11 protein-coding genes are annotated in these 14,706 nt (G+C 63.4%); 4 read left to right on the top strand and 7 right to left on the bottom strand.

Features of this window, described 5'->3' with window-relative positions; all coding sequences use genetic code 11:
- Positions 1 to 21 precede the first annotated feature (21 nt).
- Genes OE747_RS17660 through OE747_RS17640 form a run of 5 tightly spaced genes read right to left on the bottom strand, consistent with a single transcriptional unit; the run spans position 22 to position 6,595 of the window.
- Entirely contained in the window at positions 22 to 1,191 is a 1,170-nt protein-coding gene (locus OE747_RS17660; protein ID WP_263829871.1) for an amidohydrolase, read from the bottom strand.
- A 13-nt stretch (positions 1,192 to 1,204) separates the two neighbouring features.
- Positions 1,205 to 2,368 (bottom strand): M20 aminoacylase family protein, encoded by a 1,164-nt coding sequence (locus OE747_RS17655; RefSeq protein ID WP_263829870.1) that lies wholly within the window; start codon positions 2,366 to 2,368, stop codon positions 1,205 to 1,207.
- 28 nt (positions 2,369 to 2,396) lie between these two features.
- Positions 2,397 to 3,563 carry a M20 aminoacylase family protein gene (locus OE747_RS17650; protein WP_263829869.1) on the bottom strand — a complete coding sequence of 389 codons (1,167 nt, stop codon included), beginning with the start codon at positions 3,561 to 3,563 and terminating at the stop codon, positions 2,397 to 2,399.
- Positions 3,564 to 3,594: 31 nt separating this feature from the next.
- Complete coding sequence (argE, locus tag OE747_RS17645) at positions 3,595 to 4,761, bottom strand: acetylornithine deacetylase (RefSeq protein WP_263829868.1); 1,167 nt, start codon at positions 4,759 to 4,761, stop codon at positions 3,595 to 3,597.
- A 13-nt stretch (positions 4,762 to 4,774) separates the two neighbouring features.
- A complete protein-coding gene (locus OE747_RS17640) occupies positions 4,775 to 6,595 on the bottom strand; it encodes an ABC transporter ATP-binding protein (RefSeq protein ID WP_263829867.1) in 1,821 nt (606 codons plus the stop codon).
- A gap of 285 nt (positions 6,596 to 6,880) precedes the next feature.
- On the opposite strand from OE747_RS17640, the gene OE747_RS17635 reads away from it, so the two are divergent.
- From OE747_RS17635 to OE747_RS17620, 4 genes are all read left to right on the top strand, one after another.
- Positions 6,881 to 8,581, top strand: a complete 1,701-nt coding sequence (locus OE747_RS17635; protein WP_263829866.1) for a peptide ABC transporter substrate-binding protein — start codon at positions 6,881 to 6,883, stop codon at positions 8,579 to 8,581.
- A gap of 95 nt (positions 8,582 to 8,676) precedes the next feature.
- Entirely contained in the window at positions 8,677 to 9,684 is a 1,008-nt protein-coding gene (locus OE747_RS17630; RefSeq protein ID WP_263829865.1) for an ABC transporter permease, read from the top strand.
- On the top strand, positions 9,677 to 10,588 hold the full coding sequence (locus OE747_RS17625) for an ABC transporter permease (protein WP_263829864.1): 912 nt from the start codon (positions 9,677 to 9,679) through the stop codon (positions 10,586 to 10,588). The genes OE747_RS17630 and OE747_RS17625 overlap by 8 nt, the downstream gene beginning before the upstream one ends.
- 209 nt (positions 10,589 to 10,797) lie before the next feature.
- Entirely contained in the window at positions 10,798 to 11,868 is a 1,071-nt protein-coding gene (locus tag OE747_RS17620; protein ID WP_263829863.1) for a YeeE/YedE family protein, read from the top strand.
- Here OE747_RS17620 and OE747_RS17615 read toward each other — a convergent pair.
- Positions 11,804 to 13,081: a DUF3422 family protein gene (locus tag OE747_RS17615; protein WP_263829862.1), complete on the bottom strand. Its 1,278-nt coding sequence runs from the start codon at positions 13,079 to 13,081 to the stop codon at positions 11,804 to 11,806. The two genes, OE747_RS17620 and OE747_RS17615, sit on opposite strands and share 65 nt — an antisense overlap.
- 190 nt (positions 13,082 to 13,271) lie before the next feature.
- Entirely contained in the window at positions 13,272 to 14,705 is a 1,434-nt protein-coding gene (locus tag OE747_RS17610) for an NAD(P)(+) transhydrogenase (Re/Si-specific) subunit beta (RefSeq protein WP_263829861.1), read from the bottom strand.
- Between the last annotated feature and the right edge of the window lies 1 nt (position 14,706).

Here is a 14,706-nt window from a genome sequence, read left to right as displayed (position 1 = left end):
AATGTTTCCTCTTGCGTCACATCAGGGGTTAAGCGGCATTCGCTGCTCGGCCAGCGTGGCGAACCAGCTGCACCCGGCGGGAATGGCCGCGTCGTTGAATTCATAGGCGGGATGGTGCAGATCGGCGCTGTCGCCATTGCCCAGAAAGATAAAGGCGCCAGGGCGCTCGGCCAGCATGTCGGCGAAATCCTCGCCGCCCATCACCGGGTCGATGTCGATCGGGGGCTGGCCGGTCACCGCCCGCGCCGCTTCGGCGGCATGGGCCGCACCGGGGGCCGGGTTGCTGGTGACCGGCACCAGCTGCATATAGTTCAGCTCGGCCGTTGCGCCATGTGCCTCTGCGGTGGCACGGGTTACCTCGGTCATGCGGGCGCGGATCAGCGCCTGCACTTCGGGGTGCAGGTAGCGCACGGTTCCCTTGATCATGGCGCTGTCGGCGATCACGTTATGGGCGTTGCTGTCGGTGCGCAGCGAACACACCGACAGGACCGCCGGTTTCATCGGATCGACATTGCGCGCCACCACTTGTTGCAGGGCCACGGTCAGCTGCGCGGCAGCCAGCGTGGCATCGGCGGTCAGATGCGGCATGGCCCCATGCCCACCCCGGCCCTGAACCTTGATTTCAAAGAAATCCACGGCCCCCATCATCGGCCCTTCGCGTAAGCCGAACTGGCCCACCGGCAGGCCCGGCCAGTTGTGCAGGCCATAGACCTCGTTCACGCCGTAGCGGTCCATCACCCCATCGGCCAGCATCGCCTTGGCGCCACCGCCGCCCTCTTCGGCGGGCTGGAACAGCAGCACCACGGTACCGTCGAAATTGCGGGTCTCGGCCAGGTATTGCGCCGCCCCCAGCAGCATCGCGGTATGGCCGTCATGACCGCAGGCATGCATCTTGCCCGCATGGGTCGAGGCATGCGGCAGCCCGGTCGCCTCTATGATCGGCAGCGCATCCATATCAGCGCGAAAGGCCATCACCCGGCCCGAGCCGTTTTCCCGGCCATGGATGACACCCACAACCCCGGTCTGTCCGACCCCGGTCTCCACGGCATCACAGCCAAAGGCGCGCAACTGATCGGCCACCAGCGCACTGGTGCGGTGTTCCTCGAACCTTATCTCGGGATGCGCATGGATATCGCGCCGCCATTCGGCGATCTGATTCTGCAATTCGGCAAACCTGTTCTTGACCGGCATCGCCTGTCCTCCTCTATGCCGCCGGCATCCGGCGCTCGATCATCTCGGCGAACCAGGAACAGCCCGCTGGTATGATCTCGTCATTGAAGTTGTATTCCGGGTGGTGCAGCCCGGCGCTTGGCCCGTTGCCGATCATGATGAAGGCCCCCGGGCGCGCCTCCAGCATGAAGGAGAAGTCCTCGCCTCCCATCACCATGGCGGCCTCGCCGCAGCCGCCCGAAACCCGTTCCGCCACCTCTGCGGCATGGCGGGTCTGTTCCTCGGCATTCACCGTCACCGGCACGCCGCGCTCGTAATTCACCTCGGCCTTGCCGCCAAAGGTGGCGGCAATCCCCTGAACCACCTCGCCAAGACGCCGTTCGATCAAATCGCGCATCTCCCCCGAATGGGTGCGCACAGTCCCCCTCAGCGTGGCCGCCTGCGGGATCACGTTGAACGCCTTCGACGAGGTCTCGACCGAGGTCACCGACAGCACCGCTTGCAGGATCGGGTCGGTATTGCGCGACACCACCGTTTGCAGCGCCACGATCATCTGCGACAACATCACCGTGGTATCGACCGTGTCGTGTGGCTTGGCCGCATGGCCCCCGTGCCCTTCGAGATGGATCTCGAACGTATCGGCGGCGGCCAGCAGCGGCCCGGGCCGGATCTTGAACTGACCGGCGGCCAGGCCCGGATGATTGTGCATGGCATAGACCTCCTGCACCCCGAACCGGTCCATCATGCCGTCCTTGACCATCGCCTCGGCACCATTGCCGCCCTCTTCTGCGGGCTGGAAGATCACGATCGCCGTGCCGTCGAAGTTCCTGGTCTCGGCCAGATACTTGGCCGCGCCCAAGAGCATCGCGGTATGGCCGTCATGGCCACAGGCATGCATGGCGCCGGGAATGTCCGAGGCATAATCGAGCCCCGTCTGCTCCTGCATCGGCAGTGCGTCCATATCGGCGCGCAATCCCACGACGCGGCCCGCCGTGTCGCTCTTGCCCCGGATCACACCGACAACGCCGGTACGCCCGATGCCGGTCACCACCTCGTCACAGCCAAACGACCGCAGCTTGTCCGCCACCATGGCAGAGGTCCGGTGGGTTTCGTACAGGATCTCCGGGTGCCTGTGGATGTCGCGCCGCCATTCGGTGATTTCGGCATGCATTTCGGCAAGGCGGTTCTTGATCGGCATCCTGTGTCTTCCTGTCCGTTCGGCCCGCTCAGGCGGCGGGCATGCGTCGTTCGACGATCTCGGCAAACCAGCTGCATCCGACCGGGATCGCCTCGTCATCGAAGTTATAGGCCGGGTGATGGCATTGTGCGGTGTCACCATTACCAAGGAACATATAGGCGCCGGGCCGCTCTTCCAGCATGTAGGAGAAATCTTCGCTGGGCATGATCGGCGGCGTGTCCTCATCCACGTTGCCGGACACCGCGCGCGCGGCCTCGATTGCGTGTTGGGTTTCGGCCTCCGAATTTATCGTCACCGGATAACCGGGTGCCCAGTTCACCTCGGCCGTTGCCCCATAGGCGCTGGCGATATCGGTCGCCACACGGCGCACCCGGTCCTCGGCAATGGCGCGGTATGCGCTGTCCAGCGTCCGCACCGTGCCCGTCATCCGGACCGTATGCGCAATGATGTTCGACGCGTCGCTATCGGTCTTGAACGTCCCCACGGTCAGAACCACCGATTTCAACGGGTCGATATTGCGCGACACGATGGAATGCAGCGATACCACGATCTGCGAGGCGACAAGCGTCGTGTCAATCGCATCATGCGGCGAGGCGGCATGCCCGCCCTTGCCCGTCACCACGATCTCGAAATCATCGGACGAGGCCATCAGCGGCCCGGGCCGGATGGCGAAAGTCCCCACAGGAATTCCGGGCGCGTTATGCATGCCATAGACTTCCTGGATGCCCCAACGGTCCATCAACCCGTCGTCGCACATCGCCTTGCCGCCCGCGCCGCCCTCTTCGGCGGGCTGAAAGATCAGCACGACCGTGCCATCGAAATTGCGCGTCTCGGCCAAGTATTTTGCCGCGCCCAAGAGCATCGCCGTATGCCCGTCATGGCCGCAGGCATGCATCTTGCCCGGTACGGTCGAGGCATAGTCGAGCCCGGTGATCTCGGTGATCGGCAGTGCATCCATGTCGGCGCGCAGGCCGATCACCCGCCCCTTGCTGTCGCTCTTGCCCTTGATCGTCGCGACCACGCCGGTCTTGCCGACCCCAGTGGTGATGTCGTCGATCCCGAACTCCTTCAGACGTTCGGCAACGAAACCCGCGGTCTCATGCACATCGTACATAAGCTCGGGGTGCGCATGCAGATGACGGCGCCAACCGGTGATCTCGGAATGCAGATCGGCAAGTCGGTTCTTTATCGGCATATCTGTCTCTCCTGCTGTTCCACGACCGGCATCAGGCGGCCAACCGGTCAACCAGGCGGCGCATGAACCCGTGCCCGGCCTCGAACTGCGCTACGGATATGAACTCGTTCGCCTGATGCGCCTGGGCGATGTCGCCTGGCCCACAGACCACGGCGGAATATCCCGCTTCCTGAAACTGGCCCGCCTCGGTACCGTAACTGACCACGTGGCTGGCATTGTCACCGGTCAGCGCGCGGGCAAGCGCCTCGGCCTCGCCCTCTTGCTCAGGCACCAGCCCCGGCACGCCAAACCGGGTTTCCACATCAATGCGGGCCTCCGGGTGAACGGCCTGCATCGCCTGCTCCACCTCGGCGATGCGGCCCAGGATGCGGCTCCGCCAGTCTTCATGCGGCTGGTCGGGGACCGCCCGGAACCCCAGGTCAAACCGGCACTGTCGCGCCGTGATGTTCTGCGCGGTGCCGCCCTCGATCAGCCCCGTATGCAGGGTGGTGAACGGTGGATCGAACATCGCCGCCACATCAGACGGCGCGCGTGCCGCTTCCGCCGCGTTGACCTCGTTGGCCCATTGGATCACCCGCGCGGCCTCCATCACCGCGCTGACGCCAGTATGCATGATCGAGCTGTGAACCTCGTGCCCCCAGACCTCGATCCGAAAGGTCTGCCCGCCCTTGTGACCGGTCACCGCCTGCATCATCGACGGCTCGCCCACAATGACCGCGCTGCCCTTGGGCAGCAGCTTCTGCATCTCGGCAATCATCGGCGGCGCCCCGGTGCAGCCAAGCTCCTCGTCGAAACTCAGCGCCAGCTGCAACGGGCGCTTCAACCCGCGATGGTGCCCCTCGACCAGCGCCCAGATCGCCAGCGCGTCGAACCCCTTCATGTCGCAGGTGCCACGCCCGAAATACTTGCCGTCCCGCTCGACCACGGCGAACGGGTCGCTGTCCCAGTCCTGACCGTCAACAGGCACCACGTCGCTATGCCCCGACAGCACAACCGCCCCCTCGACACGGGGACCGGCATGCGCCATCAGCGCGGCCTTGTGCGGCTGCTCGGGGTCAATCCAGCGATGGGTCTCGATCCCATGGCCCGTAAGATAGTCCTCAAGCCAATCCACCAGCGGCAGGTTGGTATCTCGACTGACGGTCGGGAAAGACACAAGCTTGGTCATGATCGCCAGCGGTGATAATCGCGCGGCCATTTTCTTCACCCAATCAGTAACCGCTGTCCGTGGTCAGCACATAGTGACCCGGCTCGACCTCGTCATAGCGCGACGGTTCCGGCACATAACCAATCGGATGGATCGGGGACGGGATCGGCTTGAAGTTCAGATCCTTCTCCGACTTCCGCATTCTGGGATCGGCAATCGGAACCGCCTTCATCAAGGCCTGCGTATAGGGGTGCTGCGGGTTCTCGAACACCTTCTCACGCGTGCCAAGTTCGACAATCCGGCCCAGATACATGACGCCCACATTGTGGCTGACCCGTTCGACCACCGCCATGTCATGGCTGATGAACAGATAGCTCAGGCCAAGATCGGCCTGCAATTCCATCATCAGGTTCAGCACCTGTGCCTGCACCGACACGTCCAGCGCCGAGACCGCCTCATCCGCGACGATCAGCTTGGGGTTCAGCGCCAGCGCCCGGGCGATTGCGATCCGCTGCCGCTGACCGCCGGACATCTCATGTGGGTAGCGGCGCATGAAGCTGCGCGGCAGTTGCACCCGGTCGAACAGCGAGGCAACCCGGTCCACCAGTTCGGACCCGCTCGCAACACCATAGTTGCGCATCGGTTCGGCCACCTGCTCCAGCAACTGCATCTGCGGATTGAGCGAGGCGAACGGGTCCTGAAAGATCATCTGCATGTCGAGCCGCGCCTTGCGCAACCCCGACTGGTCGAGTTGCATCACATCGACGCCGTCCAGATTGATCTCGCCCGCCATCGGTTCGACAAGCCGCAAGATGGATCGCCCTGCGGATGATTTGCCACAGCCCGATTCGCCCACAAGGCTCAGCGTCTGCCCCTTGTTGAGGGTAAAGGAGACATCCTCGACCGCATGCACATTGGCGACCGTGCGACGAAAAAACCCGCCCTTGACTGCAAATCTGGTGGTCAGCCCCTTGACCCGCAGCAGGGGCTTGTCAGTGCCCATGATCGGCTCGATCTTCTGATCCGCGACCCCCATCAGCTTCATCGGCTCGGGCGCGGCCTTGCCGCGCATTTCGCCCAGCTTCGGCACCGCCGCCAGCAGCGCCTTGGTATATGCATGCTGCGGGTTCTCGAAGATTTCCTCGACCGTGCCCTCTTCGACCTTGTTGCCCCGGAACATGACGACCACGCGGTCGGCCATCTGGGCCACCACCGCCATGTCATGGGTGATGAACATCACCGCCGTCCCGGTCTCGCGCTTGAGCCGATCCATCAGCGCCAGGATCTCGGCCTGGATGGTCACGTCCAGCGCGGTCGTGGGTTCATCCGCGATCAGAAGGCGTGGCTGGCAAGCCATCGCCATCGCGATCACCACCCGCTGGCGCATACCACCGCTGAGTTCGTGCGGGTATTGCTTCAGGCGCCGCTCGGGTTCCGGGATGCGGACCTGGCGCAACAATTCCAGCGCCCGCTTCTCGGCCTCCGCCTGGCTGAGACCGCGATGCACCCGCAGCCCCTCGGTCAACTGCCGGCCCACTGTGAACACCGGGTTCAGCGCCGTCATCGGCTCCTGAAAGATCATTCCGATCTCGTTGCCCCGAATATCGCGCATCTGGTCCTGATCGACCTTGGCCAGATCCAGCTCTCCGCCCTTGCCACGGTCGAACAAAAGCTGTCCACCGGCGATGTCACCCCCGCCGAATTCGACAAGCCGCATCAGCGACAGCGACGAGACGGACTTGCCGGACCCTGATTCGCCGACGATGCACACGGTTTCGCCGGGACGCACCTCGAACGACACGTCTTCGACCCCCACAACCGGGCCATCCTTGGTCTGAAACTCGACTCTCAGTTTTCTGATCTGGGCAATAGGCTGATCCAGCACGCGCGCGCTCCCTTTGGTCGCCTTATGTTTTTGTTTGCCAAACGCTACGGCTGTCGCTGGCAAAGAGTCAAACGCATTGACCGTTTTCCCGACGGCAAGGCTTGCATTTTTTCAAAACTCTGTTTCGATACGCGACGTAACCGTTGTGGGGGAAGTGATAGGCACTCGCGTAACGCGAGTGGTTTTTGGAATAAGTTTCAACGTCTTGCGCCCAAAACGGCAACACTAGAACCGCAGATCATGCGGAATAATCATGACACATCCGTGTCCAACAAGGAGTGTAAAATGAAGATCAAAACCCTACTTATGGGTGCGATTGCCTGCACCGCATTGGCCCCCGCGGCCTTTGCCGAGCGCGGCGCCGACGGCAATGTCAGCATCATCTACTGGCAGGCCCCCTCGATCCTGAACCCGTTCCTGTCAGGCGGCACCAAGGACGTTGAATCCGCGTCGCTGATCATCGAACCGCTGGCCCGTTACGACGAAAACGGCGGCATGGTACCCTTCCTGGCCTCCGAGATTCCGACCGTCGAGAATGGCGGCGTCAGCGCCGATCTGACCTCGATCACCTGGAAGATCGCGCCGGGCATCAAGTGGTCGGATGGCAGCGCCTTTACCGCCCATGACGTGAAATTCACCGCCGACTACTGCATGCATCCCGAAGGCGGCTGCGCGCAGCTCACCAAGTTCGAGGGCGTAACCTCGGTCGAGGCGCTCGATGACATGACCGTCAAGGTCACCTTCGACAAGCCGACCCCGTTCCCCTATGGCCCCTTCGTGGGTGGCGAAAGCCCGATCATCCAGAAGGCCCAGTTCGAGAACTGCATGGGCGCCAAGGCCCCCGAATGCACCACCGAGAACTTTGGCCCGATCGGCACCGGCCCCTTTGTCGTCACCGAGTTCAAGCCGAACGACGTGATCACCATGAAGGCCAACGACAACTATCGTGACCCGAACAAACCGGCCTTTGCCACGCTGACTTTCAAGGGCGGCGGCGATGCCACCGCGGCCGGTCGCGCCGTGATGGAAACCGGCGAGTTCGACTATGCCTGGAACCTTCAGCTGGCGCCCGAGGTGATCCAGCAGATGCAGGCGGGCGGCAAGGGTACCCCGGTCGCGGGCTTTGGTCCGCTGGTCGAGCGTATCATGCTGAACCAGACCAACCCCTCGCCCGACCTGCCCGAAGGCGAACGCTCGACCGCCAAGCACCCGCATCCCTTCCTTAAGGATCCGGCTGTCTACAAGGCGATGTCGATGGCCATCGACCGGCCGCTGCTGGTTGAGATCGGCTATGGTCAGGCCGGCAAGGTCACCTGCAACTGGGTCCCGGCGCCTGCGGCCGTGAACTCGGACACATTCACCTGCGACACTCAGGACATCGAAGGCGCCAAGAAGCTGCTGGATGATGCCGGCATCGTCGACAGCGACGGCGACGGCGTCCGCGAAAAGGACGGCGTGCCGCTGAAAGTGGTCTACCAGACCTCGACCAACGCCGTGCGTCAGGACTTTCAGGCTCTGATCAAGGAGTGGTGGGCCGAGATCGGTATCGAATCCGAACTGCGCAACATCAACGCATCGGTGTTCTTCGGTGGTGACCCGGGCTCGCCCGACACCTTCCAGAAGTTCTATGCCGACGTGGAAATGTACGCCAACACCTTCAACGGCACCGACCCGCAGTCCTATCTGGCCAACGGCCTGTGCGACAAGGCGCCCAAGCCCGAAAGCCAGTGGCAGGGTGAGAACATCAGCCGCTTCTGCAACGAAGAATACGATGCGCTGCATGCCGAACTGACCAAGACTGCCGGTGCCGATGCACGCGCGGAAATTGCCAAGCGCCTGAACGACATCATGGTCGAAAACGGCGGCATGATCCCGCTGGTGCACCGTGGCCGTCTGTCGGCTCATTCCAACACGCTGGGCGGCGTCGTCCTGAACGTGTGGGACAGCGAGCTGTGGAACGTAGCCGACTGGTACCGCATCAAGTAAGGCCAACACATTCCTGCCGCGTCCCGATCCATGATCGGGGCGCGGCAATTGGCATCTGACCCAACAAAAAGACTCGTAAACAAAGGCGCACCCGAATGCTGACCTTCACCATCCGCCGTCTGGTTCTGGCAATTCCGACGCTTTTGTTCATCAGTCTTGTCATCTTCCTGCTGCTGGAACTGGCCCCGGGCGATCCCATGGCACAGGTGCCGCTGACGGTTCCGCCCGAGGTCAAGGAAAAGATGCGCGAGGCGCTGGGTCTCGGCCAGCCGGTGCATATCCGGTTCTGGAAATGGATCGTGCAGTTCTTCTGGATCGAACCGCAGGTGCTGATCGACCATTACTTCGGCACCGCCTTTTCCGAGGGCAAGCTGCGGGTGATCTCTTGGCAGACCCGTTCGCCGGTGATGGATATCGTGGTGCAGCGTATCCCGCAGACCCTGTGGGTGGTCGGCACCGCCTATGTGGTGGCCATCATTATCGCCCTGCCCATCGGCATCTATTCCGCCTACCGGCAATACAGCTGGTTCGACCAGCTCGGGACCTTTGTCTCGATGGTGGGCTTCTCGGTGCCCCCCTTCTTCTCGGGCGTGCTGGTGATCGTGATCTTCTCGGTGCAGCTTGGCTGGTTCCCGTCGATCTATGACACCACACATGTGGTCAACAGTTGGGACAGTTTCGTCTATCAGCTCAAACAGATGATCATGCCGGTAATGGTGCTGGCGCTCCAGATCACCGCACAGCTTTCCCGTTTCATGCGCGCCTCGATGCTGGACAACCTGAACCAGGATTACGTCCGCACCGCCCGCGCCAAGGGGCTCAGCGAATATGTCGTCGTGATGGTCCACGTGCTGCGGAACTCGATGATCCCGGTGGTGACCGTGATCGCGCTGGGCATTCCCTCGATCTTTGGCGGCGCCATCATCACCGAGCAGGTGTTCAAGGTGAACGGCATCGGCCAGCTGCTGATCGGTGCGCTTCAGGCCAACGACCTGCCGATGGTGCAGACCCTGACCTTTATCTTTGCCGTGCTGATCGTACTCTTCAACCTGATCGCCGACGTCCTGTATGGCATCCTTGACCCGCGGATCCGCTATGACTGAGTTGAGCCAACCCCAGCCCACCAAACCGCCGCGCAGCCAATGGTATGACGTGTGGGACCAGTTCCGTCAGCACAAGGGCGCGATGATGGGGGCGACCCTGTTCTTCCTGATCGTGGCCGCTGTCTATCTGGGCCCGTATCTTTGGGATATCGACCCGACCAAGACCGCCATCCGCGAGCGCAACCAGGGGCCCAGCCTGGCGCATCCCTTTGGCACCGACCAATTGGGCCGCGACCTGCTGGCCCGGATGATGGCAGGCGGCGCGACCTCGGTTTCGGTTGGCATCACCGCGATGATGCTGTCGCTGATCCTCGGGTCATTCGTCGGTGTGCTGGCCGGGTTCTTCCGCAAACTCGACGGGCCGCTGATGCGGCTCACCGACCTGTTCCTCGCCCTGCCCCTGCTGCCGCTGCTGCTGGTGATGATGCTGCTGTTCCGCGAGCCGCTGAACGCCGCCTTCGGGCTCGAGCGGGGGATCTTCATCCTCATCGTGTCGGCCATCGGCATTACTTCATGGATGCCCACCGCGCGGATCGTGCGCGGCGATGTGCTGGCGCTGAAGGAACGCGAATTCGTGCTGGCGGCCCGCTCGATCGGCACCACGAACACGCGGCTGATCACCCGGCATATCCTGCCCAACGTGTTGTCGCCGATCATGGTGTCAGCCACCCTTGGTATCGCCACCGCGATCATCACCGAAAGCGCGCTCAGTTTCCTGGGTCTCGGTTTCCCGCCCGACTTCCCGACCTGGGGGCGGCTGTTGTTCGATGGCGTCGACTATCTGCAACAATTCCCCGAACGGGTGATCTGGCCCGGTCTGGCGATCTCGCTCACCGTGCTCAGCGTCAACTATCTGGGCGACGGCCTGCGCGACGCGCTCGACCCGCGCATCCGGGGCCGCTGAGGTCAAATAAGAACAAAGAACAGGCCGCTCCGATCCCGGGCGGCCTTTTTGTTTCGCCCAACCAGAAAGGCCGGGACAGCATTTTCAATACATCCTTCTGCACAGGACAATATCCCACTTCTGAACACCAGAACACATTCGGATACGCTTGATTGTCGCCGCTTACCGCTTCATCTGGGAAATTATTCTCAATTCCCCGTGAGGCTGCCATGTTCGAGTCCCTTGGTTTCGAAGAGACCACCGCAAAAGAGATCAGTGTTCTTCTGGGCCTGACCCTGGGCGTTCTGTTCGGCCTGTTAGCCGAACGGACGCGGTTCTGTTTCCGCCGCGCCGTGGTGGGCGAGGATGCGCGCCAGGCCGCCGGTGTCTGGTTCACCGCGCTCGCCGTCGCGATCCTGGGTACCCAGGCCGCCGTGGCGGTCGGGCTGATCAGCTTTGCCGACCATCGCCTTCTCGTCTCGGACCTGCCGGTGCTGGCGGTGGTGCTGGGCGGGCTGATGTTCGGCGCCGGCATGGTGCTGACACGCGGCTGTATCTCACGGCTCACCGTGCTGGGCGGCACCGGCAACCTGCGGGCGCTGACCGTACTCGTGGTCTTTGCCATTGTGGCCCATGCGATGCTGAAAGGCGTGCTTGCACCGCTGCGCACCACGCTTGGCACTTTCACCATTGACCTGGGCGAGACCGTATCGCTGGCCACCCTGCCCGGAGGTGCTACGCTCTGGTCCGCCGCGTTGGCGCTGGCCGCGCTGTTGGTCGCCGCGCGCTCGGGCAATCGGGCGCTCCCCTTGCTGGGCGCGGCCCTGATCGGCCTGCTGGTGCCGCTGGGCTGGGTCGGCACCGGCTATGTCCTGTTTGACGAGTTTGACCCTATCGCGATGGAGAGCCTCTCCTTCACCGCCCCTGCCGCCGATACGCTGTTCTACACCATCGCCTCGACCTCGATCACCCCCGGTTTCGGCACCGGGCTGGTGGGCGGCGTGCTGCTGGGCGCGCTGGCCGCGGCGCTGCTCTTTGGCAGCTTCCGCTGGCAGAGCTTTGAAAGCCCGCGCCAGACCGGTCGCTATCTGGCCGGAGCCGCGTTGATGGGCATGGGTGGCGTGCTGGCGGGCGGCTGCACCCTGGGCGCCGGCCTGGCCGGTGTCCCCACGCTCAGCCTTGCCGCAATCCTTGCGCTCGCCTCCGTCGCACTCGGGGCCAGGCTGACCGATGCAATCATTCGAGACGGCGCCGGATTCGCCGCACCGACCACCACACGCCCGCCACAACCGGCAGAGTGACAGCAGCGGTCAGCATCCCCTTGCTGACCCCCAAGCCGGTCAAGGGATAGAGCAGGTACCCCGCCAGCGACACCGCGTAATAGCTGATCGCCACCACCGACAGCCCCTCGACCGTGTGTTGCAGCCGCAGCGCCATATCGGCACGGCGGTCCATGCTCTCCAAGAGCGCCTGGTTCTGGGCGCTGCGTTCCACATCGACCCGGGTGCGCAGCAGGTCGCCTGCCCGGATCGCCCGGTCCGACAGCCGCTTCAACCGCTGTTCGGTGGATTTCACCGTCCGCATGGCGGGCTCGTATCGGCGCAGCATGAAATCGGCGAAGGTCTGGCGCCCGCCAAACCGCTCCTCGCGCAGCGACTGGATACGCTGCCCGACAATCGCCTCATAAGCCCCGGTCGCGCCAAAGCGGAACTCGGACCGCGCCGCCATGGTTTCCAGTTCGGCCGAGGTGGACAGGAGCTGTGGCAAAAGCTCTTCGGCCCGGTGGTTGTCGTCCGACATCTCAACCGTCAGCTCGGTCAGCCGCGCGTCAAGCTGGCCCAGCTGCGGCGCCAGATCCTTGATCCGGGCAAACCCCAGCATCGACATCGCCTTATAGGTCTCGATCTCGCACAACCGCTGGATCACCCGCCCGATCCGGCGTTCGCCGGTCTCCGGCGCAACGAAGATGGCAAAGCGCATATGCCCCGCCGGATCGATGCGAAAATCGCCCGCCGCAACCGCCGCGCGGTCCAGAACATGCGCCACGGCCAGGCTTTCGGGCACGAACCAGTCAGCCAGATGCTCGCGGATCTCATCCTCCGATGGCCGCTCGACCACCCGCAACAGGGCCGATGTCACCCGCTGCCCCGGTGCGGCATGCAGCCAGTCGGGCGGAAACACCTCGAAGTCCACAGGGTTGAAGGCCCGCTCGCTGACCCCCGTGGCAAAGGCGGTATAGGTCACGAACTCGGTATGGCTTTCCCATTTCAGCCAGTGCCGCCCGATCTGCCCGGCATAATGGGTCGCATCGGGCTGCGGGTGCGGCGCACCATGACGGTCCAGCAGGTCGATCAGATGCGCCCGATCCAAGCTGCGATCCCGCGCGGCGGCAACGCCCGGTTGCTTGATGGCCAGATAAGCCACGGTGCAGGGCGCGTCCGAGACGGGAAAGGGGCGTGCATGCAGCTCGTTGGCCAGCGCAAAGCGCAAGGGGTGGTCCTGAATGGGCGTCATAGGGGGGCTCCGGTTTCCGGGCACTATATCCACTCAGCATCCAACAGCAAATATTTATTTATTTCAGTCAGTTACGGGATACATTGGCATACATCCCGCCGCTCGGGTGCAAAACCCGCACCGCAACGAGGCCCGGAAACGAAAAGGGGCGCCCGCATGGACGCCCCTTTCCTCAATTGTTTCAGCCGGATCAGTCGATCATCGGCAGCAGCTTGTCCAGCGACTGCTTTGCGTCGCCATAGAACATGCGCGTGTTCTCCTTGTAGAACAGCGGGTTCTCGATGCCTGAATAGCCGGTGCCCTGCCCGCGCTTGGAGACAAACACCTGTTTCGCCTTCCAGCATTCCAGAACCGGCATGCCGGCGATGGGGCTGTTGGGGTCTTCCTGTGCGGCCGGGTTCACGATGTCGTTCGAGCCGATCACGATGGCCACATCGGTATCGGGGAAGTCCTCGTTGATCTCGTCCATCTCCAGCACGATGTCATAGGGCACCTTGGCCTCGGCCAGCAGCACGTTCATGTGCCCGGGCAGACGGCCCGCCACCGGGTGGATGGCGAAACGCACGTTCTTGCCCTTGGCGCGCAGCTTGCGGGTCAGTTCGCTGACCGATTGCTGCGCCTGCGCCACCGCCATGCCATAGCCGGGGATGATGACGACACTGTCGGCATCGTTCAGCGCCGCGGCCACGCCCTCGGCGTCGATGGCGATCTGTTCGCCCTCGACCTCCATCGCCGGGCCCGTGGTGCCGCCAAAGCCGCCCAGGATCACCGAGATGAACGAGCGGTTCATCGCCTTGCACATGATATAGGACAGGATCGCACCGGACGAACCCACCAACGCGCCGACCACGATCAGCAGGTCGTTACCAAGGCTGAAACCGATGGCCGCCGCCGCCCAGCCCGAATAGCTGTTCAGCATCGACACCACCACCGGCATGTCGGCGCCGCCAATGCCCATGATCAGGTGATAGCCGATGAAGAAAGCCGCCAGCGTCATGATCAGGAGCGGCAGGAAACCACCCGAGTTGAAGTACCAGATCAGACAGATCAGCGACAGCGCCGCCGCACCGGCGTTCAGCATATGACCGCCCGGCAGCTTGGTCGCGGCCGAGGTGACCTTGCCCGCCAGCTTGCCATAGGCGACCACCGACCCGGTAAAGGTCACCGCCCCGATGAACACGCCCAGGAACAGCTCGACCCGCAGGATGTTCTGTTCGATCGGGGTCTTGTGCGCCAGAAGCGCGGCAAAGCCCTCCAGCCCGTGACGGGCCTCTTCGGTCATCGACAGGACATTGCCCAGCTCGAAATGCGCGTTATAGCCGACGAACACGGCGGCCAGACCGACGAGGCTGTGCATCGCGGCGACCAGCTGCGGCATCTCGGTCATCTGCACGCGCTTGGCGACATAGGTGCCGATGATGCCGCCCGCCGCGATCAGGATCAGCGACAGCAGCCACAGGCCCGCACCGGGGCCGATGAGCGTGGCGAACACCGCCAGAGCCATGCCCGCAATGCCGTACCAGACAGCGCGCTTGGCGCTTTCCTGGCCCGACAGGCCGCCCAGCGAGAGGATGAAGAGAACAGCCGCAACGACATAGGCGGCAGTGGTGAATCCGAATTCCATT

Origin of the sequence: Ruegeria aquimaris (assembly GCF_025751555.1) — a bacterium.
Taxonomy (GTDB): Bacteria; Pseudomonadota; Alphaproteobacteria; order Rhodobacterales; family Rhodobacteraceae; genus Ruegeria_B; species Ruegeria_B aquimaris.
This window is presented reverse-complemented; position numbering and strand designations above follow the sequence as displayed.

What these genes read in the sequence shown, in the direction of transcription:
- OE747_RS17660 (WP_263829871.1), bottom strand. Translation starts at nt 1,191, where the DNA reads ATGCCGGTCAAGAACAGGTTTGCCGAATTGCAGAATCAGATCGCCGAA.
- OE747_RS17655 (WP_263829870.1), bottom strand. Translation starts at nt 2,368, where the DNA reads ATGCCGATCAAGAACCGCCTTGCCGAAATGCATGCCGAAATCACCGAA.
- OE747_RS17650 (WP_263829869.1), bottom strand. Translation starts at nt 3,563, where the DNA reads ATGCCGATAAAGAACCGACTTGCCGATCTGCATTCCGAGATCACCGGT.
- argE (WP_263829868.1), bottom strand. Translation starts at nt 4,761, where the DNA reads ATGGCCGCGCGATTATCACCGCTGGCGATCATGACCAAGCTTGTGTCT.
- OE747_RS17635 (WP_263829866.1), top strand. Translation starts at nt 6,881, where the DNA reads ATGAAGATCAAAACCCTACTTATGGGTGCGATTGCCTGCACCGCATTG.
- OE747_RS17630 (WP_263829865.1), top strand. Translation starts at nt 8,677, where the DNA reads ATGCTGACCTTCACCATCCGCCGTCTGGTTCTGGCAATTCCGACGCTT.
- OE747_RS17625 (WP_263829864.1), top strand. Translation starts at nt 9,677, where the DNA reads ATGACTGAGTTGAGCCAACCCCAGCCCACCAAACCGCCGCGCAGCCAA.
- OE747_RS17620 (WP_263829863.1), top strand. Translation starts at nt 10,798, where the DNA reads ATGTTCGAGTCCCTTGGTTTCGAAGAGACCACCGCAAAAGAGATCAGT.
- OE747_RS17615 (WP_263829862.1), bottom strand. Translation starts at nt 13,081, where the DNA reads ATGACGCCCATTCAGGACCACCCCTTGCGCTTTGCGCTGGCCAACGAG.
- OE747_RS17610 (WP_263829861.1), bottom strand. Translation starts at nt 14,705, where the DNA reads ATGGAATTCGGATTCACCACTGCCGCCTATGTCGTTGCGGCTGTTCTC.